General features: G+C 58.8%; 12 protein-coding genes. 5 read left to right on the plus strand and 7 right to left on the minus strand.

The features are described from left to right. Window positions 1–78: 78 nt before the first annotated feature. The 4 genes from JYP50_RS01445 to JYP50_RS01460 all read left to right on the plus strand — a co-directional run bounded on the left by JYP50_RS01445 (window position 79) and on the right by JYP50_RS01460 (window position 9448). A complete protein-coding gene (locus JYP50_RS01445) occupies window positions 79–2760 on the plus strand; it encodes a bifunctional acetyl coenzyme A synthetase (ADP forming), alpha domain/GNAT family N-acetyltransferase (RefSeq protein ID WP_206558669.1) in 2682 nt (893 codons plus the stop codon). Window positions 2761–2822: 62 nt separating this feature from the next. Then, a complete protein-coding gene (locus tag JYP50_RS01450) occupies window positions 2823–4982 on the plus strand; it encodes a prolyl oligopeptidase family serine peptidase (RefSeq protein ID WP_206558670.1) in 2160 nt (719 codons plus the stop codon). Window positions 4983–5012: 30 nt separating this feature from the next. After that, entirely contained in the window at window positions 5013–5438 is a 426-nt protein-coding gene (locus JYP50_RS01455; protein ID WP_241262690.1) for a CBS domain-containing protein, read from the plus strand. Between the two features lie 905 nt (window positions 5439–6343). Next, complete coding sequence (locus tag JYP50_RS01460; RefSeq protein WP_206558671.1) at window positions 6344–9448, plus strand: LamG-like jellyroll fold domain-containing protein; 3105 nt, start codon at window positions 6344–6346, stop codon at window positions 9446–9448. Window positions 9449–9480: 32 nt separating this feature from the next. Here the strand turns inward: JYP50_RS01460 and JYP50_RS01465 are convergent, their stop codons facing one another. After that, window positions 9481–10440, minus strand: coding sequence for a class I SAM-dependent methyltransferase (locus tag JYP50_RS01465; protein ID WP_206558672.1), 960 nt, complete (start codon window positions 10438–10440; stop codon window positions 9481–9483). Between the two features lie 45 nt (window positions 10441–10485). Between JYP50_RS01465 and JYP50_RS01470 the strand changes: the two genes are divergently transcribed. Next, window positions 10486–12003 (plus strand): hypothetical protein, encoded by a 1518-nt coding sequence (locus JYP50_RS01470; protein WP_206558673.1) that lies wholly within the window; start codon window positions 10486–10488, stop codon window positions 12001–12003. 35 nt (window positions 12004–12038) lie between these two features. On the opposite strand, the gene JYP50_RS01475 is transcribed toward JYP50_RS01470, so the two are convergent. The 6 genes from JYP50_RS01475 to JYP50_RS01500 form a co-directional block, all read right to left on the minus strand. After that, entirely contained in the window at window positions 12039–13403 is a 1365-nt protein-coding gene (locus tag JYP50_RS01475) for a hypothetical protein (RefSeq protein WP_206558674.1), read from the minus strand. After that, on the minus strand, window positions 13400–14443 hold the full coding sequence (locus JYP50_RS01480) for a class I SAM-dependent methyltransferase (RefSeq protein ID WP_206558675.1): 1044 nt from the start codon (window positions 14441–14443) through the stop codon (window positions 13400–13402). Before JYP50_RS01480 ends, JYP50_RS01475 begins: the two co-directional genes overlap by 4 nt. Next, the gene (locus JYP50_RS01485) at window positions 14434–15867 is read right to left on the minus strand and encodes a class I SAM-dependent methyltransferase (protein WP_206558676.1); all 1434 of its coding nucleotides are present in this window, start codon (window positions 15865–15867) and stop codon (window positions 14434–14436) included. The genes JYP50_RS01480 and JYP50_RS01485 overlap by 10 nt, the downstream gene beginning before the upstream one ends. 168 nt (window positions 15868–16035) lie before the next feature. Further along, window positions 16036–16938 (minus strand): glycosyltransferase family 2 protein, encoded by a 903-nt coding sequence (locus tag JYP50_RS01490; RefSeq protein WP_206558677.1) that lies wholly within the window; start codon window positions 16936–16938, stop codon window positions 16036–16038. A 52-nt stretch (window positions 16939–16990) separates the two neighbouring features. Then, complete coding sequence (locus JYP50_RS01495) at window positions 16991–17944, minus strand: glycosyltransferase family 2 protein (RefSeq protein WP_206558678.1); 954 nt, start codon at window positions 17942–17944, stop codon at window positions 16991–16993. After that, entirely contained in the window at window positions 17941–18960 is a 1020-nt protein-coding gene (locus tag JYP50_RS01500) for a hypothetical protein (protein WP_206558679.1), read from the minus strand. Before JYP50_RS01500 ends, JYP50_RS01495 begins: the two co-directional genes overlap by 4 nt. Window positions 18961–19063 lie beyond the last annotated feature (103 nt).

Consider the following 19063-nt stretch of genomic DNA (forward strand, 5'->3'; position numbering starts at 1 on the left):
CATTGTGGCTGCGGCGTCGCCCTGTTGAGGTCTATACTGCGAGCAACTGTAGTACAGGATGCACCACAGGTTAAGCGAATGAGACCACACAGGCTGCACCGCATATTCGAACCGCGCTCGGTGGCGTTGATTGGAGCCTCGCCGCGTGAAAATTCCGTCGGCTACCAGGTACTGCGCAATATCCTCGACGCTGGGTTCAGCGGCGCGGTGTATCCGGTCAACCGCAACCACGAATCCATTCTCGATCGCCAGTGCTACCCCTCGATCCGGGATGTCGGGGAGCCCGTGGACCTGGTGGTGATGGCCATTCCCGCCCAGCGTATCCCCGAGGTCATGCGCGAGTGCGTGGACAGCCGGGTGGGCGGCGTGGTGGTGATTTCCGCGGGTTTTGGTGAGGTGGGCCCCTTCGGCCAGCAACTGCAGGACGAGATCGTGGCCCTGGCCCGGGGCGCGGACATTCCCCTGGTCGGCCCCAACTGCCTGGGTGTTATCCGGCCCACGGCGGGGCTCAACGCCACTTTCGCCCACAGCGGCGTGCGCCCGGGCCAGGTGGCGCTGGTGTCCCAGTCCGGGGCCTTTTGTACCGCGCTGATGGATGCCGCCGAGTCCGGCGGTCGCGGCTTTTCCGCCGTGGCCTCCCTGGGGGCGACGGCGGACGTGGGCTTTGGCCAGGTGCTGGACTACCTCTCGGTGGATGCGCGCACGCGCAGTATTCTGCTGTACATCGAGGGCATCTCCGATCCGCGGGCCTTTCTCAGCGGCCTGCGCGCGGCGGCGCGGCTCAAGCCGGTGATCGTGGTCAAGCCCGGGCGGCACGAGGCCGGGCGCCGGGCGGCGGTTACCCATACCGGCGGCCATTTCGGCAGTGACGAGGTGTTCAACGCCGCCCTGGAGCGCGCCGGCGCGGTGCGGGTGCTGACCGCCAACGAATTGTTCGCCGCCGCCAATATCCTGTCGTCGAAGGTACGGGTGACCGGCCGGCGGCTGGCCATCATTACCAACGGCGGCGGCCCCGGGGTGATGGCCGCGGACCGCGCCGACGAACTCGACGTCCCCCTGGCGACCCTGAGCGCGGAGAGTATCGACGCGTTGAGCGCGGTGCTGCCGGCGCACTGGTCCCACACCCACCCGATCGACCTGTTGGGGGACGCCGATAGCGCGCGCTACGAGCAGGCGGTGCGCATCGTGCTCGCCGACCGCAATGTCGACGGGCTGTTGGTGCTGCTGACCCCCCAGGGCATGACCGAACCCACGGCCTGCGCGGAGGGGCTGGTCGAGGCGGCCCGGGGCGCCCGCAAACCGGTGCTGGCCTGCTGGCTGGGCCAGAACCAGGTGCGCGAGGGGCGGGCGCGCCTGGAAGCCGCGGGCATTCCCCACTTCAACAGCCCCGAGGCGGGGGTCAACGGTTTCGGTTACCTGGCCGCCTATCGCCGCAACCAGGACAAGTTGATGCAGGCCCCGCCGCCCCTGTCCAGCCACCGCCCGCCGCGGGTGCAGGCGGCGCGGGCGATCCTGGGCACGGCGATGGCCGAGTCCCGCCGCGCGCTGGACGGCGTGGAGGCCCGGGAACTGCTGGCGGCCTTCCACATACCCGTGGCCACCTGCGTCAATGCCCGCGACCCGGAGCAGGCGCGGGCCGAGGCGGAGGCGATGGGCCTGCCGGTGGTGATGAAGATCAACTCGCCGGACATCTCCCACAAGAGCGATGTCGGTGGAGTGCGCCTCAATGTGCGCGAGGCGGCCTCGGTGCCCATCGTGTACCGGGAAATTGTCGCCGCGGTGGCGGCGGGGGCGCCGGCGGCGCGCATTCGCGGCGTGACCCTGGAGCGCATGGCGGAACGCCCCCACGCGCGCGAAGTGGTGGTGGGCATCGACCGGGACCCGGTCTTCGGGCCGGTGATCCGCTTTGGCACCGGCGGCATGGCGATGGACATCTACGCCGACACCCAGGTCGCCCTGCCTCCGCTCAATGTGTTCCTGTGCGAGGACTTGATCCACCGCACCCGGGCGAATCGCGCTCTGCGCGGCTTCCGCCACCTGCCGGGGGCAGATGTCCAGGGCCTGGTGGATATCCTGATGCGCGCCTCGGAGATGGCCTGCGAACTGCCCGAAATCGAGCAGCTGATTATCAACCCGGTGCTGGCCGACGAGCACGGGGTGCTGGCGGTGGATGCCTGGGTCGCCGTGTCGGCGCCCGCCCGAACCGGCGCGCGCTATGCCCACATGGCGATCCACCCCTATCCGCCGGGACTGGAGTACAGCCTGAATACCCGCGACGGGCGGCCCCTGTCGGTGCGGCCTATCCGGCCGGAAGACGCGGCCATCGAGCAGCGTTTCGTGGACGGACTGTCGCCCCAGAGCAAGTACTTCCGTTTCATGTACGGCATGGGCCATATCACGCCCGCCATGCTCGCCCGCTTTACCCAGATCGACTACGACCGCGAAATGGCCCTGGTGGCGGTCGACGGCGACGGTACCGCCGAGGCCAGTCTCAAGGCGGTGGCGCGCTACGTGGCCAATCCCGGTGGCGACTCCTGTGAGTTCGCCCTGGCGGTGGCGGACGAGATGCAGCGCCAGGGTATCGGCAGCCAGTTGATGCAGCGCCTGATGGCGCTGGCGCGGGAGCACGGCTTTCGCGAGATCGAGGGCGAGGTGCTGGCGGAGAATGCGAAAATGCTGCAACTGTGCCGCCGGCTGGGTTTTTCGATTCACCGCAGCGCGCAGGACGCGGAGGTGATGGCGGTGCGGCGCGCGCTGTAGCGAGGCGTCTTTCCGGGGTAGTGGTAAGATCCCCGTAGTGAATCGCAACCGGAGATCTCCACATGACATCGCCCATGCAACTGCCCGCGCTGACCCTCGCGCTGTGCCTGTCCGGCGCCGCGGCGGCTGGCCTGGATTACCCTGACACCCGTCAGGTGGACCAGAAAGACGACTTTCACGGCACCGTGGTGGCCGACCCCTACCGCTGGCTGGAGCAGGATGTGCGCGAATCCGCGGAGGTGGCGGACTGGGTGGCATCGCAGAATGCGCTGACCTTCGACTACCTCGGGCAGTTGCCGGCGCGGCAGGCAATTGCCGAGCGCCTTACCACCCTGTGGGATTTCGAGCGCTACTCCACCCCGGAGCGGCGCGGGGAATACTGGTTCTACCTGCACAACGACGGCCTGCAGGACCAGGCGGTGCTGTACCGCAGTAAAACGCCGGGGAAGAATCCGCAGGTCGTGCTGGACCCCAACACCTGGTCCGACGACGGCACCGTGGCCCTGGGCGGCTTCGAGGTCAGCCCCGACGGGCGCTACATCGCCTACGGTATCCAGGACGGGGGCAGCGACTGGCGCACCTGGCGGGTGAAGGACCTGGCCAGCGGCGAGCTGCTGGCGGAGGAACTGAAATGGATCAAGTTCTCCGGCATCAGCTGGGCCGCGGATGGAACGGGCTTTTACTACAGCCGCTATCCCGCGCCCGAGGAGGGGGCCGAGTTCCAGGGGCTGAACAAGAACATGGCGGTGTATTTTCACCGCGTGGGCACGGCGCAAACCGCCGACCGGCGGGTGCATGCGCGGCCCGATCACCCAGAGTGGGGCTTCAACACCTCGGTCAGCCGCGATGGCCGCTACCTGTTTATCGCCACCTGGATCGGCACGGATGCCCGCTATCGGCTGGAGTTTATCGACCTCGAGCAGGCCCCGGGTGAAGTGGTCGTGATCGAGGATGAATTTCGCGCGGATTTCAGCTTTGTGGCGGTGGCCGACGGGCTCGCCTATTTCCGCTCCAGCCTGGATGCGCCCCGCGGCCGGGTACTGGGCTACGACCTCCGGCAAGCCGGGGAGGCCAGCTGGCGGGAAGTCATACCCGAGCGGGAGCCGGTGCTGCAGGATGTGAGCCTGGTCGGCGGCCACCTGGTTCTGGAATACCTTGAGGACGCCCACGGCAAGGCGGAGGTGTTCACCCTTTCCGGCAAGCGGGTGCGCGAGGTCGCGCTGCCGGGGTTGGGCAATGTGTCGGGCTTTCCCTCGGATCCGGGGGCAACCGGCACCTACTTCAGTTTTTCCTCCCTCAATCGCCCAGCCACGATTTACCACTACGATGTCGCCAGCGGCGACATGGAAGCGGCCCTCGCGCCGGAACTGGCCTTCGATCCCGAGGACTACGTGGTCGAGCAGGTTTTTTACCGCTCGAAGGACGGCACCCGGGTGCCGATGTTCATCGCCCACCGCAAGGACCTGAAACTCGACGGCGGCAATCCGACCCTGCTGTACGGCTACGGCGGTTTCAATATTTCGCTGACGCCGCGGTTCTCGGTTACCCGCCTGGCCTGGATGGATATGGGCGGCGTGTATGCCCAGGCCAACCTGCGCGGTGGCGGTGAGTACGGCGAGGCCTGGCACAAGGCCGGTACCCGGCAAAACAAGCAGAACGTGTTTGATGATTTCATCGCCGCGGGTGAGTACCTGGTGGCGCAGAAATACACCAGTCCGCAACACCTGGGGATCTACGGTGGCAGCAACGGCGGCCTGCTGGTGGGGGCGGTGCTCAACCAGCGTCCGGACCTGTTTGGCGCCGCTATTCCGGCGGTGGGCGTGATGGACATGCTGCGCTTTCACCGCTTTACCGCGGGCCGCTTCTGGGTGGACGATTACGGCTCGGCGGAAGACCCCAAGGAATTCGAGGCTCTCTACGCCTATTCGCCCTATCACAATATCGCCAGGGGGGGTGACTACCCGGCGGTACTGGTAACCACCGCCGATACCGACGACCGGGTGGTGCCGGGCCACAGCTTCAAGTACATCGCCCGCCTCCAGGATTACCAGGACGGCGAGGCCCCGGTGCTGATTCGTATCCAGACCCGGGCCGGCCACGGCGCTGGCAAGCCCACGGCGATGGTGATCGAGGAATACGCCGACATGTGGGCCTTTATGGCGCGGCACCTTGGATTGAAGGTCGGCGGCCCCGGGGGAGCGGTACCGGGGGCGCGGCAATAAGACGTATAAACAGGCACGAGGAGCACGGCAATGGCAAATCCCACAACCATCCAGGAATGCATGCACCGCAATCCGCTGACGATCCACCCGGAGGAAAACCTGGTGCAGGCCATCTCCATGATCGTGGAGTACAAGCTAACGGGCATCACCGTCACCGACCACGATGGCGCGGTGGTCGGCATCCTGTCGGAGCTGGATTGCATCCAGGCGGTACTCGCCGCTATCTACAATGAAGGTGACCCGGAACATGTGCTCGTGGAAGACGCCATGAAGTCCGACGTCAATACCTGTGTCTCAACGGACAGTATCGTGGAAATTGCGCAGGACCTGGTAAAAACGAAGCAGCGTCGGCGTCCGGTGGTGGAAAACGGCAGACTCGTTGGCCAGGTCAGTTCCAACAATGTGTTGTGGGCATTGATGGAACACTCGCGGCGCAAGTACCTGGGGCGCTCCTGAGGGGGCGACCAACCGTTCCCCGGGGTCGCGACGCGGCCCTGGTGGTATCCGCGGGTGGGTGGATTGCCCGGCGGTGTACGCCCGCGCCGCGAAATGCCCCGTGTTCGACTCCGGCGGGGACGGGCTCGCCGGCGGAGGCCGGTGACCTATCTCTGTAAGCTGTTGCTCCGGCACCGATAGCTGTCTGGATTTTGCGACAGCGTAACTGCCTGATTTGCGGGGTTTATGGACGAGGCGAGGGTTTTGCTGTCGCCATAAGCAGACAGCTTTTGTTGATTTTCACGCAGAGCGCCTCGCGTTCGCACAGCCTTTTTTTCGTAAGTAGCTGATATAACTAAATATAAATAAGCATGGCGCGGTTTATGCTAAAGGTGATTCTGTTGTCCGCTCGCCCGGTGAAGAATGGCTGTGCGCAAGTCACGACCAGGCAGTTTCACCGGCTGAGGGCCAATCGGTTTACGTTTTCTGGGCTTTTCTCAAGAAATTCCTATGAGGAATGAAAAGTTCGATATTAACTTTCGTTTACGGAATGCCTGAGCGAAGGCCTGGCCGCGATACTTCCAGTTTTCTTGCGTATGAAAATCACCGCAGAGTCTGCAGTGGACAGGTTTGTAACAGGCAGCACGGTCATGGGCGAAGCAACCCGGAAGTCGGGATGCAACGCCGAAAGCCGTGATAGTTCGCCTCGGGCGTTGACGTCGAAAACGTACCCGGCAGTGCCGGAATCGGTCGGCGAAGGTCCGAGTCGCCACCGGTACTCGCAAGCCCCCGCTTGTCCTGGGCGCGTAGCCTGTCTACGCTCAAGGGCAGTCTGGTTTTTTGGGCTTGTGGGTTTCGCTGGCGTCAAAGTACCCAAACACTGTTCGCGAGAACAGCTCCTAATCCCCATCATCCAAGGCTGCAAAATGTTTCAACTTTTTCTGGTGTTGTTCGGCTTCACGCTGCTGCAAGCATCAAATGCCAACGCCGCAGATTTGACGCTCGACTGGGACGAAGTCGCTGATCCCACCGTTGATCACTACCAGGTAGCCTGGGGCTACAGCAGCGGTAACTATGCCAATTTTAGAGATGGCAATACGCCTCCGCTGACCCTGGAGTCGCTTGCTGAAAAGCAGACCTACTATATTGCCGTCAGGGCATGCACGGCGGACAAGCAGAGCTGTAGTGACTATTCGAACGAGATAATCGTCGATACGACGGGAGAAGACGCGGGCGAGTCCCTCGGCGATGCCGTGCTGACATACTCTTTTGATGAGGGCCATGGCTCGGTGGTAAGGGACGAGAGTGGCAATGGTTACGACGGCCGACTGATCGGTAATCCCGCGTTCGAGAAGGTATCGGAAACCGGGGAAGGCTATGCGCTGCGTTTCGATGGCGTCGATGACTCTGTCGATGTGGGGTCGCTGGATCTGCGGGGGAATGAAATGACCCTGGCGGCCTGGTTCAAGGCCGATACCTTTCCTGGTGACTATCGCGATCCGAGGATTATATCGAAGGCCTCGGGCGTGGCTGACAACGATCACATCTTTATGCTGGGTACTATCCGTTCGGGTGACCGAACCCGGCTGCGTGGCCGTGTCAGGGTAGGCGGACGAACCACCACACTGATCGCGAGCAGTGGCGATATCGGTGCGGGCAACTGGCATCATGCGGCGCTAACCTACAATGGAGCGTCGCTTCGACTCTATCTGGACGGACAGGTTGTCGGCAGCACGGCCCTGTCTGGCACTATCGATACCGATGCATCCATGCCTGTCGCGATCGGCAGTCAACCGCTTGGAAACACCCGCTGGTTTGACGGACTCATCGACGGCGTACATATTTTACGGCGCGGTCTCGATGCCGCCGCAATTGCCCAGCTGGCTTCCGAATTCGGCAATTCAGGAGATCCCGATGATTCGGGTGACCCCGAGCCCGAGCCCGAGCCCGACCCCGAGCCGGAACCGGAACCCGAGCCGGAACCCGAGCCGGAACCCGAGCCGGAACCGGAACCGACTGCGCCGACGGCCGAGTTTGGCGCCAATGTAACCGCGGGCCAAGTGCCGCTGCAGGTAAGTTTCGACAACACATCTACAGATGCAGACTCGTTCCTATGGGATTTTGGCGACGGCAGCGAGAGTACGGCGGCTTCGCCCACTCACACCTATACCCGCCCCGGCGTGTATTCGGTCAGCCTGTCCGCTACCGGTAAAGGCGGTACCGCGGTGAATTTCAAGGGGAGCTACATTACCGCTCTCTCCCCGGAACTGGACGCCGCGTTCAGTGCAAGTGTGACCCGCGGGCAGGCGCCATTGAAGGTGCGGTTTACGTCCACTTCCTCGGGTGATATTGACGCCTTCCAGTGGAGCTTTGGCGACGGCGGCAGCGGCGCCGGGGCCAATCCGGAGTATGTATACGAGAAACCCGGCACCTACAGTGTATCGCTCACGGTCTCGGGCCCGGATGGATCGGATTCGGTGGAAAAGGCACAACTCATTCAGGTGACGGAAGCCGATGAAGAAAGCGCTGGACTCCAACTGGAAGCGGGGGAGATCCGGGTGAATCATCGCTGGAAGACGATCAAGTTCCGCGAGACATACAAGAACCCGATTGTGCTGGTCGGGCCGCTGAGTCTTGAGGATGCCAGCCCGGCCGTTGTGCAGGTCAAAAATGTCACCAATGACGGTTTCACCGTGCGAGTGCGGGAATGGGACTATCTTGGACATGTCTGGCATCGTTTCGAAAAAGCCGGTTATATCGTCGTTGAGGCTGGGCGTCACCAATTGCCGAATGGCGGCTGGATAGAGGCAGGCAGTGTGGATGTCGACTCCTCCACACCTGCCTACCCGGTCAGTTTTGAAGGTGTGTTCCCTGTGCCCCCCGTTATCTTGAGCACGATTGCAAGTAACAACGACCCCAGCGGGACAGCGGTTACCACGCGAATCAACAATGTCGATGACTACGGTTTTGAGATCGGTCTGCAAAAAGAGCAGGCTCTGCCCCAGGTTCATGCCAAGGAAACGATCAACTACCTCGCCTGGCAGCGCTCGAAAGGCGTCGTAAACGGCTATGAATACACCGCCGACCACACCGCAAAGCGGGTGACGGAGCGAGGCTACAAGATAGCGTTTTCCGACGCGCCGGAGGAACCGCCCGTCTTCTTGTCAGACATGCAAACCATGAATGGTGGCGATACAGCCAACCTTCGCTGGCATTCCAAAAGCCAAGCCTCGGTGACAGTTCTGGTGGATGAAGAGCAGTCCCTTGATCGGGAGACCAGTCACGTCAAGGAGACGGTTGGCTTTCTCACCCTGTCTGAATCATCTGCCGAAGATTCGACGGATGACGATGACAAACCGGCGGAAAAAGCCGCTCTTCTGTTGGTCTATACTTTCGATGACGGTAGTGGCTCGAAGGTCCAGGACATGAGCTCTCAAGGCAATGATGGCCTGCTGAACGGTGGCCCGGAATATGAGTGGAGCTATACAGCACCGGCCGGGTATGCGCTTGATCTCGATGGCGTTGATGATTATGTCGACGCCGGCAGTGTCGATGTGTCGGGGGGTGGCCTGACCATGGCGGCATGGTTCAAGGCTGAAAGTTTCCCTGGAAGTTCGCGCGACCCCCGGCTGATCTCAAAGTCCTCTGGCACGGCCGACAACGAACATATTTTCATGTTGAGTACGATTGCGGTCGGCGGTGATACGCGCCTGCGCGCTAGGGTTCGTGTCGGTGGAAAAACCACGACGCTTATAGCCAGCAAGGGAAATCTCGAAACTGGCGTCTGGTACCACGCCGCGGCGACTTACGATGGCGCGACGCTGCGCCTGTATCTGGACGGAGCGGAGGTGGGACAGGTCGGCCTCTCGGGCAGCGTGGATCGCGATCCAAGCATGGGCTTGGCGATTGGAAGTCAGCCCCATGGCGCGGCGCGATGGTTTGACGGCTTGATAGACGACGTTCGCATCCTTGACGGCGGCCTGGACAGCAGTGAGGTGGCTGATCTGGCGAAGCCTGTCGAAACGAAATAGGTAGTGATGCCCTGTCTTGCAAAGCACGGGCGTCAGTTTGAAAAGCCGTTTGATTCGGGAATTGGCGCGATATCGGAAGCTGGTTTTTTCCACAGCGCCACGAATTCACCGGCGGTGAGTTCTTCGACGGAGTACTCTTTGAGCTGACCCTGGTTGTGCAAGCTGGCTGCGACCGCGGTGCAATCAGGTACATAGGGCGGAAGCAGGACTTTGACTTCGGGTGCCTTCTGTGAAAAAAGACGCCGCCAGTCAGGGATGCGGAGTTTGTTCAGATAGGCGTTGGACCGGACCAGGCCACTCGATTCGGAGCGCAAATGAGGCCACATGCCAAGGGCGGCGATGTCGCCGGACAACAGCCTGGTATCCAGGCAGCCCGTCGGGTTTGTATAGGGATGAAGCGCAATGTAAGCCGCTCCGCCGGGGCGAACGATGCGATTGATCTCCGCTACGGCCTTTGCCGGGTCTGGCAAGTGATGAAAAACGGCGCGGGAATAGACGAGGTCAAAGGTGTTGTCCGCAAAGCTCGTTTCGGTGGCGTCCATCTGCATGACTTTGAGTTCGGGGGCGGAGGTGCATCCGAGTTGCCTGAAGAGCTCGGACCGGTAACGTCGATCGATTCCCATCGTCCGACGGCCGAGGGTTTTCAGTGTGCGTCTCGCGCCGTTTACCCGCAGCATCCTGGCGTAGCCCGAAAGCTTCGGGTTTTGGATGATGACGTCGAGATCGATAGCGGTTACTCGGTTGTGCAACGCAAAATAGATCGTTTGGCTGAGGTACTGGCCGGGACCTATTTCAAGTACATCCAGGTTGCCGGTGTTTACTCCAAGAAGGTCCTTCAGTCTTCTCTCAACTTGCCGGGCATTGTCGATAGAGCGTTTAACGCTGCCGGCTATGTCGTGTGAATGAACATGGTATGAATAGAGTGATTGGCGAAAAATATCAAACCATCTGGAATGAGAGGTATACGAACCCTTGTTTTTTCGCGCTTTCATGAATTTTTTTTACTCCATTTATCCAGCAAATCCAGGGATACCGTCATGCTGAATTGGAAAAGTCTATTACTGAATATTGTAGTACCGATAGTCGCGTTTTCTACCGCGGCTGGGGCTGGCGCGGCCACCTACTACATAGATTATGCGGGAGGTGCCGACGGCAACGATGGCCGCTCCCCTGACACCGCTTGGAAAGCGCACCCGTATATGGCGTGCTGGTCCGGCGGAGAGTACACCCACGCCGCTGGTGACCGTTTTATATTCAAGGGTGGAGTTACGTGGCCCAATCGTTGTTTCCAGATGTCCATCTCTGCGGGGGGGCAGGCCGGGAAAGTCGATTACTACGGTGTAGACAAGTCCTGGTTCCGGGGTAGCTCCTGGGAAAGGCCGATATTCAACGGCGAACACAAATCGCTTGCCAATGGCGGCAACATCGTCAATCTGGGAAGCCAGAAATACGTGCGCATGGATAACCTGGACATCAGGGGCCACCGGACTTTTGTTGGAGGTGACCAGACGGCGAGCATTCGCTACAGCTGCCCCAAAAACGTAACCATGTCGAATCTGTGGGTTCATGACTGGTCGGTGGCTCCGTCTGTTACCAAGGACAATGGCCAGGGCGGAATCTATGGTCATATCGCGGGCTGTAGTCCCGCCACGGTATGGGTTGAACATTCCAAGCTGTCAAACGCGGAATGGACTGGGTCCGGTCGGCAGAGCGGTGCGGCGCTGCGGGGCGGGAATTGCCGTTTCTGTGAAATCCACGATGCCAACACGGGTATTCTCCACGGCACCATGCATGACTCTCACATGTATAACATCTCCAACGAAGGCAATGGCAGTTTTGACAGCTCCTTCCACACCAACTCGCTCTACATCGACAACTGGGCGGGGGTAGGCGTCAATCCCGGATCGACCCCCGCACTCATTTACAATAATTATATTCATCACGTGGGAAGTGGTTCGGGAGCTATCTATCCAAATCCGCGATTTGGGGCCGATAGCACTATTTATATCTACAACAACCTTGTGCACGATGTTTCCTGGTTGGGAGCCGTCAACATTGACACCTATTGCTATGGGTGCAGCCATGATTCCGTGGGCAAAGTGTACATCTGGAACAATACCTTCCAGGTTGGAGCAAATGGCAATGGCTTCAAAGGGGTAAGGGTTACGCCCACGGGTAACAGTCGCCCGCCGTTGAACAAGCTTGTAATGCAAAACAACCACTCCATCAATGACAATGGCTTTTGGGGTGGCGGCAATGTGAAACAGCGGATAATCGAGCAGAACCTGTCGCAAACCAACGCACAGGCCAGCGCTTCCGGATACAAGACGGCGAATCAGTTCCGGCCTCAATCGTCGAGTAGCCCGACTGTCGATGGCGGAGCTGAAATAAGCTGTCCGTCCTGCTCCTCGATCAATGCCGACAGGTTGCGGTCGGCGCGAGGCCAGGGGCAGAGCTGGGATCTTGGCGCCTATGAGTTTGGCGGCGCTCCCGTGGCGGAAATCCCCAAGCCCACCAATCTTACGGTCAAGAGTCTCAAGCTGGATAGCCCCTGAACACCGTGGCAGTCAGAGCCGGACGCCGGACAAGCTCATTTCGGGTTCCCGCCTTGCGGTGACCCGAATGGCTTTCTTCCACTATCTTCCCCGCCCCGAGGTGGTCGTGGAATGGGCATCGGCGTCCGTCTTTTTTCGGGGAAGGTGACATAGGTGCTTGAGAGTGTGGCGAGCATTGCCAGTTGGAACAGATAGATAAAATGGAACTGATCGTAGTAGACAAGCCCGAACCAGTTGAACACGTGTATGGTGAGTACGATTCCGAAGGCCCATACGAGTCGTTCGGCTTCGGGCGTTAGGCCGGGGTCAAGGCGTATTGCACGAAGCGCTCGCCCGACGTAGCTGAACGCTTTGTAGAGCATATAGCAGAATAGCCCGATAGCGCCCAGGCCGGCTGCAACGCCAAAATCCAGGTAGTAATTGATAATGTCGGCCCCGCCAGTCACTACAATGTAGGGGAACCAGTCCTTCGTATTCAATACCGACATCCCCGCGAGCCACCATTGGTCAAGTGACCTGAAAGCCATATCCATCAGATAGGACCTGTGCCAGCCGTCGCCACCGGTGATCGCGCTTACTTTCGCTGGCAGATACCATAGCGGCGCTTTCATTGCCAGGGATAACAAAACGAGCAGGCAGGCGAATGTGATACGGACAACATGCATTCTCGTTCGAACTATCCACAACAGCCATCCCAGGATTCCGAGTGCCGCGCACATTAGCGGGCCACCCGAGTTCGAGAAAAAAACAATCGCCGAACACAGCATGGTTCCCAGCAGGCCGATAATGCGAAAGCTGTGTGTGAGAATCAGTGCAAAAAACAAGGGCATGAAGCTCGCGCCAAAGGATCCCAATAGCGTGGCATGGCTGAAGCTTCCCATTGAGCGCGGATTGCCGTTGCGAAAGCTGTGCTCATAAATGCCCCCTACAACGGCAAAGGGGTTGTTCCAGGTCGAATATTCGATAAATACCAGTATTGTGTAGGGAATTAGCAATAAGGCCAATGATCCGAGCAGCCAGAGCATGTCTTGCGGTGATCGGAGCAATCCTCTGCCCGCGAGATATGCCAGGCTCGTATCGATCATCAGGCCGACAGCGCTGATTGTCGCGCCGTTGCCACTGGCGATATAGATTACCGTCCTGTAGCCATAGGCCAGCAAAAGTGCCTTATCCAGGCCGTTGAATTCAGACAGCGGGAATTCCCGGCGAGCGATAATGCGAATAATGGCCGCCAGGGTCAGGAAGCGCATGGGATAGATTGCGATGCCCGCGACCTCGATCGCCTGCCCAAGCGTCATGAACAAGGCGCCGCCGAAGAGCGCAAGCATTGCCCAGCGGGCGGGTCCAGCCACTACCAATGTCAACAATATGGTGAGTGTCGCCACCCCCAGGCCGTTCACGTCTTCTCCGCTTGTACAACGAGGCACTCGCCGATCAGTGGACGTAGCGGTAGAGCGGCCTGTTCGATAGCTGTGAATAGCAGTGCGCGCATCTTCTGGCTAGAGCTCAGAGTGTGGTTGGGGCCGCAATTGCCGTTCTCGAGCCAGATGCTTTGCTGCCACATGTAGAGCGAATTCGTGGTTTTGATGTCCGGATTGCAAAATCCCGCGGTTGCGAGTGCGGCCTGCATGGCGCGTTGGCTGAACAAGTAAAGATGTCGCGGTGGTTCCAGTCCACGCCAGGACTGCTTGAAGACACGGTGGCCCATGCTTTCACTGTTTGGCGTGTACAGCATCAAAACCCCGCCAGGCTTCAAAATACGGTGGCACTCGCTGAGTGTACGAAGCGGGTCGGGCAGATGCTCGATAACGTGGTTCAGGGTAATCGCGTCAAAGTGGTCTTGAGGATAGTGTTGTGTCTCAAGCGATCCCTGGTCGATCCGCAAGCCCGCGGCTTTCGCGACCTCTACGGCATCGCTGTCAAAATCGATGCCGCGGGTTTCCCATCCAAGTTGCTGCATCTCGACAAGCCACTTTCCAGAGCCGCAGCCAACGTCCAGCAAGCGGCCGCCCGAAACCGCGTGTAGATGCCGGACCTCTTCGTCGATCTCGGAGCGTCGACGGGGAAAAAGATGGAGTAGTCTGCTCAAGTAGCCAAGTGAGGCGCTTGTTGATAACTGGGTGTAACCGAAACGGGTCGCCAGGTAATGTTCCTTTAGTGATCGATAGAGTCGTTTGGGCACGCTGGCCGGTTCGGCGGAATGCGAATTGGCGTGAGTATAGTAATTGTTGTAAGCCTTTGCGGTTTCACCGGCTTCTGGTGTCGGGTCGAGCCACAGTAGCTTGCAGGAAGGGTTGGTGCACTGGGAAATTCTCCACGAGCCGGAAGCGCCGAATAGCCGGTCCGTTAGGACGCCGTAGCGCAGTTTGCCGGTGCCTCCGCAAAGAGCGCAACTGGAGGTTCCGGCATTGGCTGTCGTGGCCGCGGTTGCTATGTCCATTGGGACCTGACGCTCCAGGACGAGTTTGCCCGGGTAGAGAATACGATATCGGGCGCGAGCAACGTGTTGTCTGTGCGCTTGGCGATAAGGCTCCGGACCGATGAAGATGGGTTCCTGCGATAGCGTATGTCGGAGTGAGGCAATCCACTTGCCCGAAGCCAGCAAAGCAGGCGATTTGCATTGGTTAAATGTAGCTTCGATTGGGTGAAGGGCTGTTCCATAAACCTGAATTTATTGCGGCCAGAGAGCTTCGCAAGGAAACGTCGCTGCGTACCGAGGTTCGGCACAATCCCTACCATGACGCCGTCCTCCGTCAGAAATTCAATGAGCTGACGAAGGGTGCGCATTGGATCTTCGATATGTTGAAGAACGTTCAGCAGAACTATTGCGTCGTACTTTTTACCTCTGATTTTCTCGAAAGCCAGATTGAAATCGGGAGGCAGTACCTTGACTCCGCGTACCTCCGTGATTTTTCCGATGATCGAATCCAGGGGTATGACCGTAACATCCTTGCCCAGGTCGGTGAGCGCGGTTTCGGTTTCGCCACTCCCGCAGCCAACGGAGAGAATACGTGTCGCCTGTGATGGGATCTGATCAATAATGTCTGTGTGGCACGACTCGTAGTAGTGCTTGTCCCATTCTGGAGTTTGCAGGTTTTTCTGCGCACACAGTAATGTCGAGGAACACAGTCGCTTATCCAGAATGCCGAACATGGTTTCGATCTGTAGCTGGTAGTCCTGCTCGGAAAGGCCCACTTTGCCGAGATAGGCATTGGAAAGGTGATATAGCTCAAACTCGGCCAAATGTGAAATACAGATTACCTTGGACATGCCACACTGTGTATATGGGTCCGTCGCGGCCGCGCACAGCATATCGTAGCGCCCCTTGTGTGGTTCTACCAGGTAACCCCCGGATGCTATTGCGCGACCGAGCTGTTGTTGAGTGAGCATGTAGCAGGCCGAGTGTTCATTGGACAGGCTGGCCACCACGTACTGATTGATACGCCGTACCGAGCCGGCAATCCAGTGAAAGGGGCCGTGAAAATCCAGATAGTTACGTCGGCCGTCCGGGTATTCCTCGTATCGTACGAACCCGGGAATAAGATCGGGTGGCAGCGCGCTGGATGCTTTCAGGAAGGCTTCTATATGTCCTTCAGTGATCAGCATGTCGTCTTCCGTATATATAAACAGGTCGTAGTCCGTGGCGCGATCACAAAACAGTCTTCGGTGAGCAAACGGCAGCGACCAGGGGTCCGAATTGGGCAAGCCTACCAGCTCGCTGATATCGGGCCCAAGATTCTTTGGGGTCTCGCAAAGCACAACGATATCCGTTTCATAACGCATCGATGAGTATTCATCGATAATCCGCTCTACAAGCGACCTGTTTTTTGTCCCGTAATTCGCTATTGCTACCAGTACTTTCATGATGATTCCCGTCTGGCGGATAGGCTGGGTATCTGGTTATTCTGCCGTACGCTGACATCTGCGGCGCGCTGCACCGGATACTTTCCCTGTTGGAAAACGAATGCCTTTTCTCGCGTTCGGCGGCAGCCGTTTAGTCCTGTGTTATCGAGTCCGCTATTTCTCATTGCGTCATGCGGTGCTTTTGGCGGCGGATCTGAACGGGGACGCGAGCCGGGTCAGTCGAAGTTTCTGCTCGCGACGGAGATAGTCGACGGTTTCGGGGGGTAGTAGTGGCGTATCCATGCTCATGCTGCCCCTGACGTATCCATAAAACCGAATCAGGCTGGCGATGACATAGGGCTTTTCGCGGTATCTGCGTGCGCACTTCAATATCTCGAATACAGGATGCGAGCCGAAAGAGGCATCCATCATGCCGAGACGCACCAGCCCGCGAAGGCGGCCATCGGCGCTTGATGTGGGTCTGTGATGAAAGGCGGCCAATGTGGTGAGCGCGCGAATATGCCAGCCGAACCTCTTCGCTTCTATCTGCGCCAGCCAGTCTTCTCCGCCGAAACGCAAAGGGGTATAGCCACCGATATCCTCGAAACAGCGGCGTCTGAACATCTGAAGACCGCCCGCCACTGCTTGCGGCGAGTTTGCCGGGCGCGATCGCCAGCGCCCATGATTCTTTTCGAAAATGTAGCCTCCGGCCACGCCGAGCGAAGAATCCGCTGTGAAGGCCGCCAGTAGGTTTTTGAAATAGTCTGTACTCTGCAGGGCGATGTCGGCGTCGTGCATGCCGACAAAATCGTAGTCTAGCCCGGATTTTCGCGCCGTTTGATATGCCATTGTTATTGCCCGGTATTGCGCGCCGAAACTTCTCTCGCCTCCGGACTGGTTGTGGAGCAGATGTATGAAGGGATAAGCTAGCGCATAGCGCTCCACGACATGTGGCGTACTGTCCGTCGAGCCATCGTCGACAATGTACCACGCCAGCGGGTGGACGCTTTGCCGCACGACAGATTCCAGTGCGAGCCCTATATATTTCTCTTCGTTTTTTGCCGCTGTCAGGAGTACGAAGCCGGAATCCATTGTAGTTGTGCTCCCCCTGGACCTTGAAGGCCAGGCTGTGCTGTCGAAAACGTCAATGCGTTGCGTGCCCAAACAGTGTGGCGAGGCATGCGGCGCTTCGCCGGACCTTGTACCAGGGCTTGATTCCGCGGCCGCGATACGCGATGGTTTTGATGGAATAGCCGAGCACGCGAATGGAGTGATGGCACACGGCGATGATCGAGTAGAGGGCAGAAGGCAGTCCAGGGTGGTGCTTTCGCCAGTACTGCAAGTCGGCTTTCTGCTTTTCAACGAAGAAGCGGGTAGGTGAGTTGCTCGAACTGGCTCCGCCATAGTGAATGGCTTTTGCCTGCGGAATGAATACGACGTCCCAGCCTGCATCGTGAAATCGTTTGCACCAGTCCATGTCTTCGCCGTAGATAAAAAAGGATTCGTCGAGCACGCCGACGCTATCCAGGGCGAAACGCGACGTTAGCCAAAAACAGCCACTTAGAATATCTACCGAAGCAGTGCTGGCATGGTCCCAGTCGCCCATGAAATACCTGTTGAAAAGCCCGCTTTTGGGGAAAATCGAGTCGAGCGCCAAGGCGCGGCATGTCATATTCCAAAGGGTTGGCGCCGCCCGACAGGAAAGCTGTTGCCTTCCGTCAGCGCCAATGATGAACGGACCCACCAATCCAACCGATGCATGGCCCTCCAAAAACTCAACCAGGGTTCGCAGGCAGCCGTTCAGGATGTGTACATCAGAATTTACCAGGGCGATATAGCGGCCCTGGCATACGTTTATGCCGAGGTTGTTGGCCTTGGCGAATCCGAGGTTTTCAGAATTACACAGGAGTACGGTTTCGGGAAACTGTTCCTTGACCATGCCAACAGAGTTGTCATCGGATGCGTTGTCGACAACGATGACCTCAATTTTTCCCGAAAGGCCTTCCTCGCGGATGGATTGAAGGCATTCCCTGAGATAGTCGCTTGCGTTCCAGCTGACTATAATAATGGACAGGTCAGGTGGTGTTTCCGCTTTCATGATTCGCAACTCGTTGCCTGGTGTAAGTCGAAGTCCGAAAACCCCCCAAACCCTACCCGGTCCCGATGCTGTGCAATGTACTTCAGCAGCGGGCGCATTGAACGCGCGTTATAGTCCGTAAATAGCTTGGAATGGCCGATAAGCACAAAGGGGATCGGGGTGGGGGAATCTGTAATACCTGATTCCGCGCGTTTTAATGCCGATATCAGTTGCCGGCCGGTACATTGATTGAAATCCGCCTTCCACGCGTGTTTGGCAAACAGCTTGCTCGCCTGCGTCGCCAGGCTGGAGGTTCTTGTTCGACGACTGGCGGACTGTTGGCTTGCTGGTTCCTGGATGCGGTGATGTCTGCCCAGTACGGCCCTGTGAAGGCGTCCGGCCGTGGCAAAGGCCGCGATCGATCGGTTTTCCGCGTAGATGGGGAACTCCCAGATGGGTCCGTCCGGTGTGCTGCGGCAAATGTCTTTCCTGTTCACCCGCCAAGGGCGAAGCGCGCTGTACGCGGAGCGATAGTCAAAGTTCACCCTGCCTTCGCGACGGCCGTACTTGAAGACGGAGGTATCAATACGTATATCGTTGTTTTCCAGTGTCTTAACCACATTTTCGGACGGCGATACAGACCAGTTCGCCGCGCGAAATACGTAACATCGATAGTTGCTGTCGACAGGGCGCAGCATTGACTCGAGAAAACGCTTGCCTGTGTCGACCATGCAGTCCATGCGCCCGGGAGGCAAGCTGGCGAAGTCGTATTCGTCCCAGTTTTGCTTCCATCGCTTACCATCGAAACGGGCGCCAAAGTACGAGGAATGTATATGCAGCTGGACATCGTGACCGCATTTTATGGCGTCGCGAAGCTGCTGCTTGATGCTTTGGTAATGAAAGCGATCATTGCCCGTATCCCGGAAGTAGTCCCGGTATTTTATTATCTCGGCAACGTCGGCCATGATCGTGAGTCTGGCGCCGTATTCGCTGAAGAGACGAAGCAGGCGATCGGTAGGGTCGACCATGAGTGCCATGGGGCATCCGTCGCCGTTTCCGTGAATTTCGTAGTCCAATGTGAATATCGATGAGAGCATGTTAAAACACTTCGTGTTATGTCCCGATTGCGAAAATTACCAT

It is taken from the genome of Parahaliea mediterranea, assembly GCF_017255185.1.
Classification (GTDB): Bacteria; Pseudomonadota; Gammaproteobacteria; order Pseudomonadales; family Halieaceae; genus JAFKCZ01.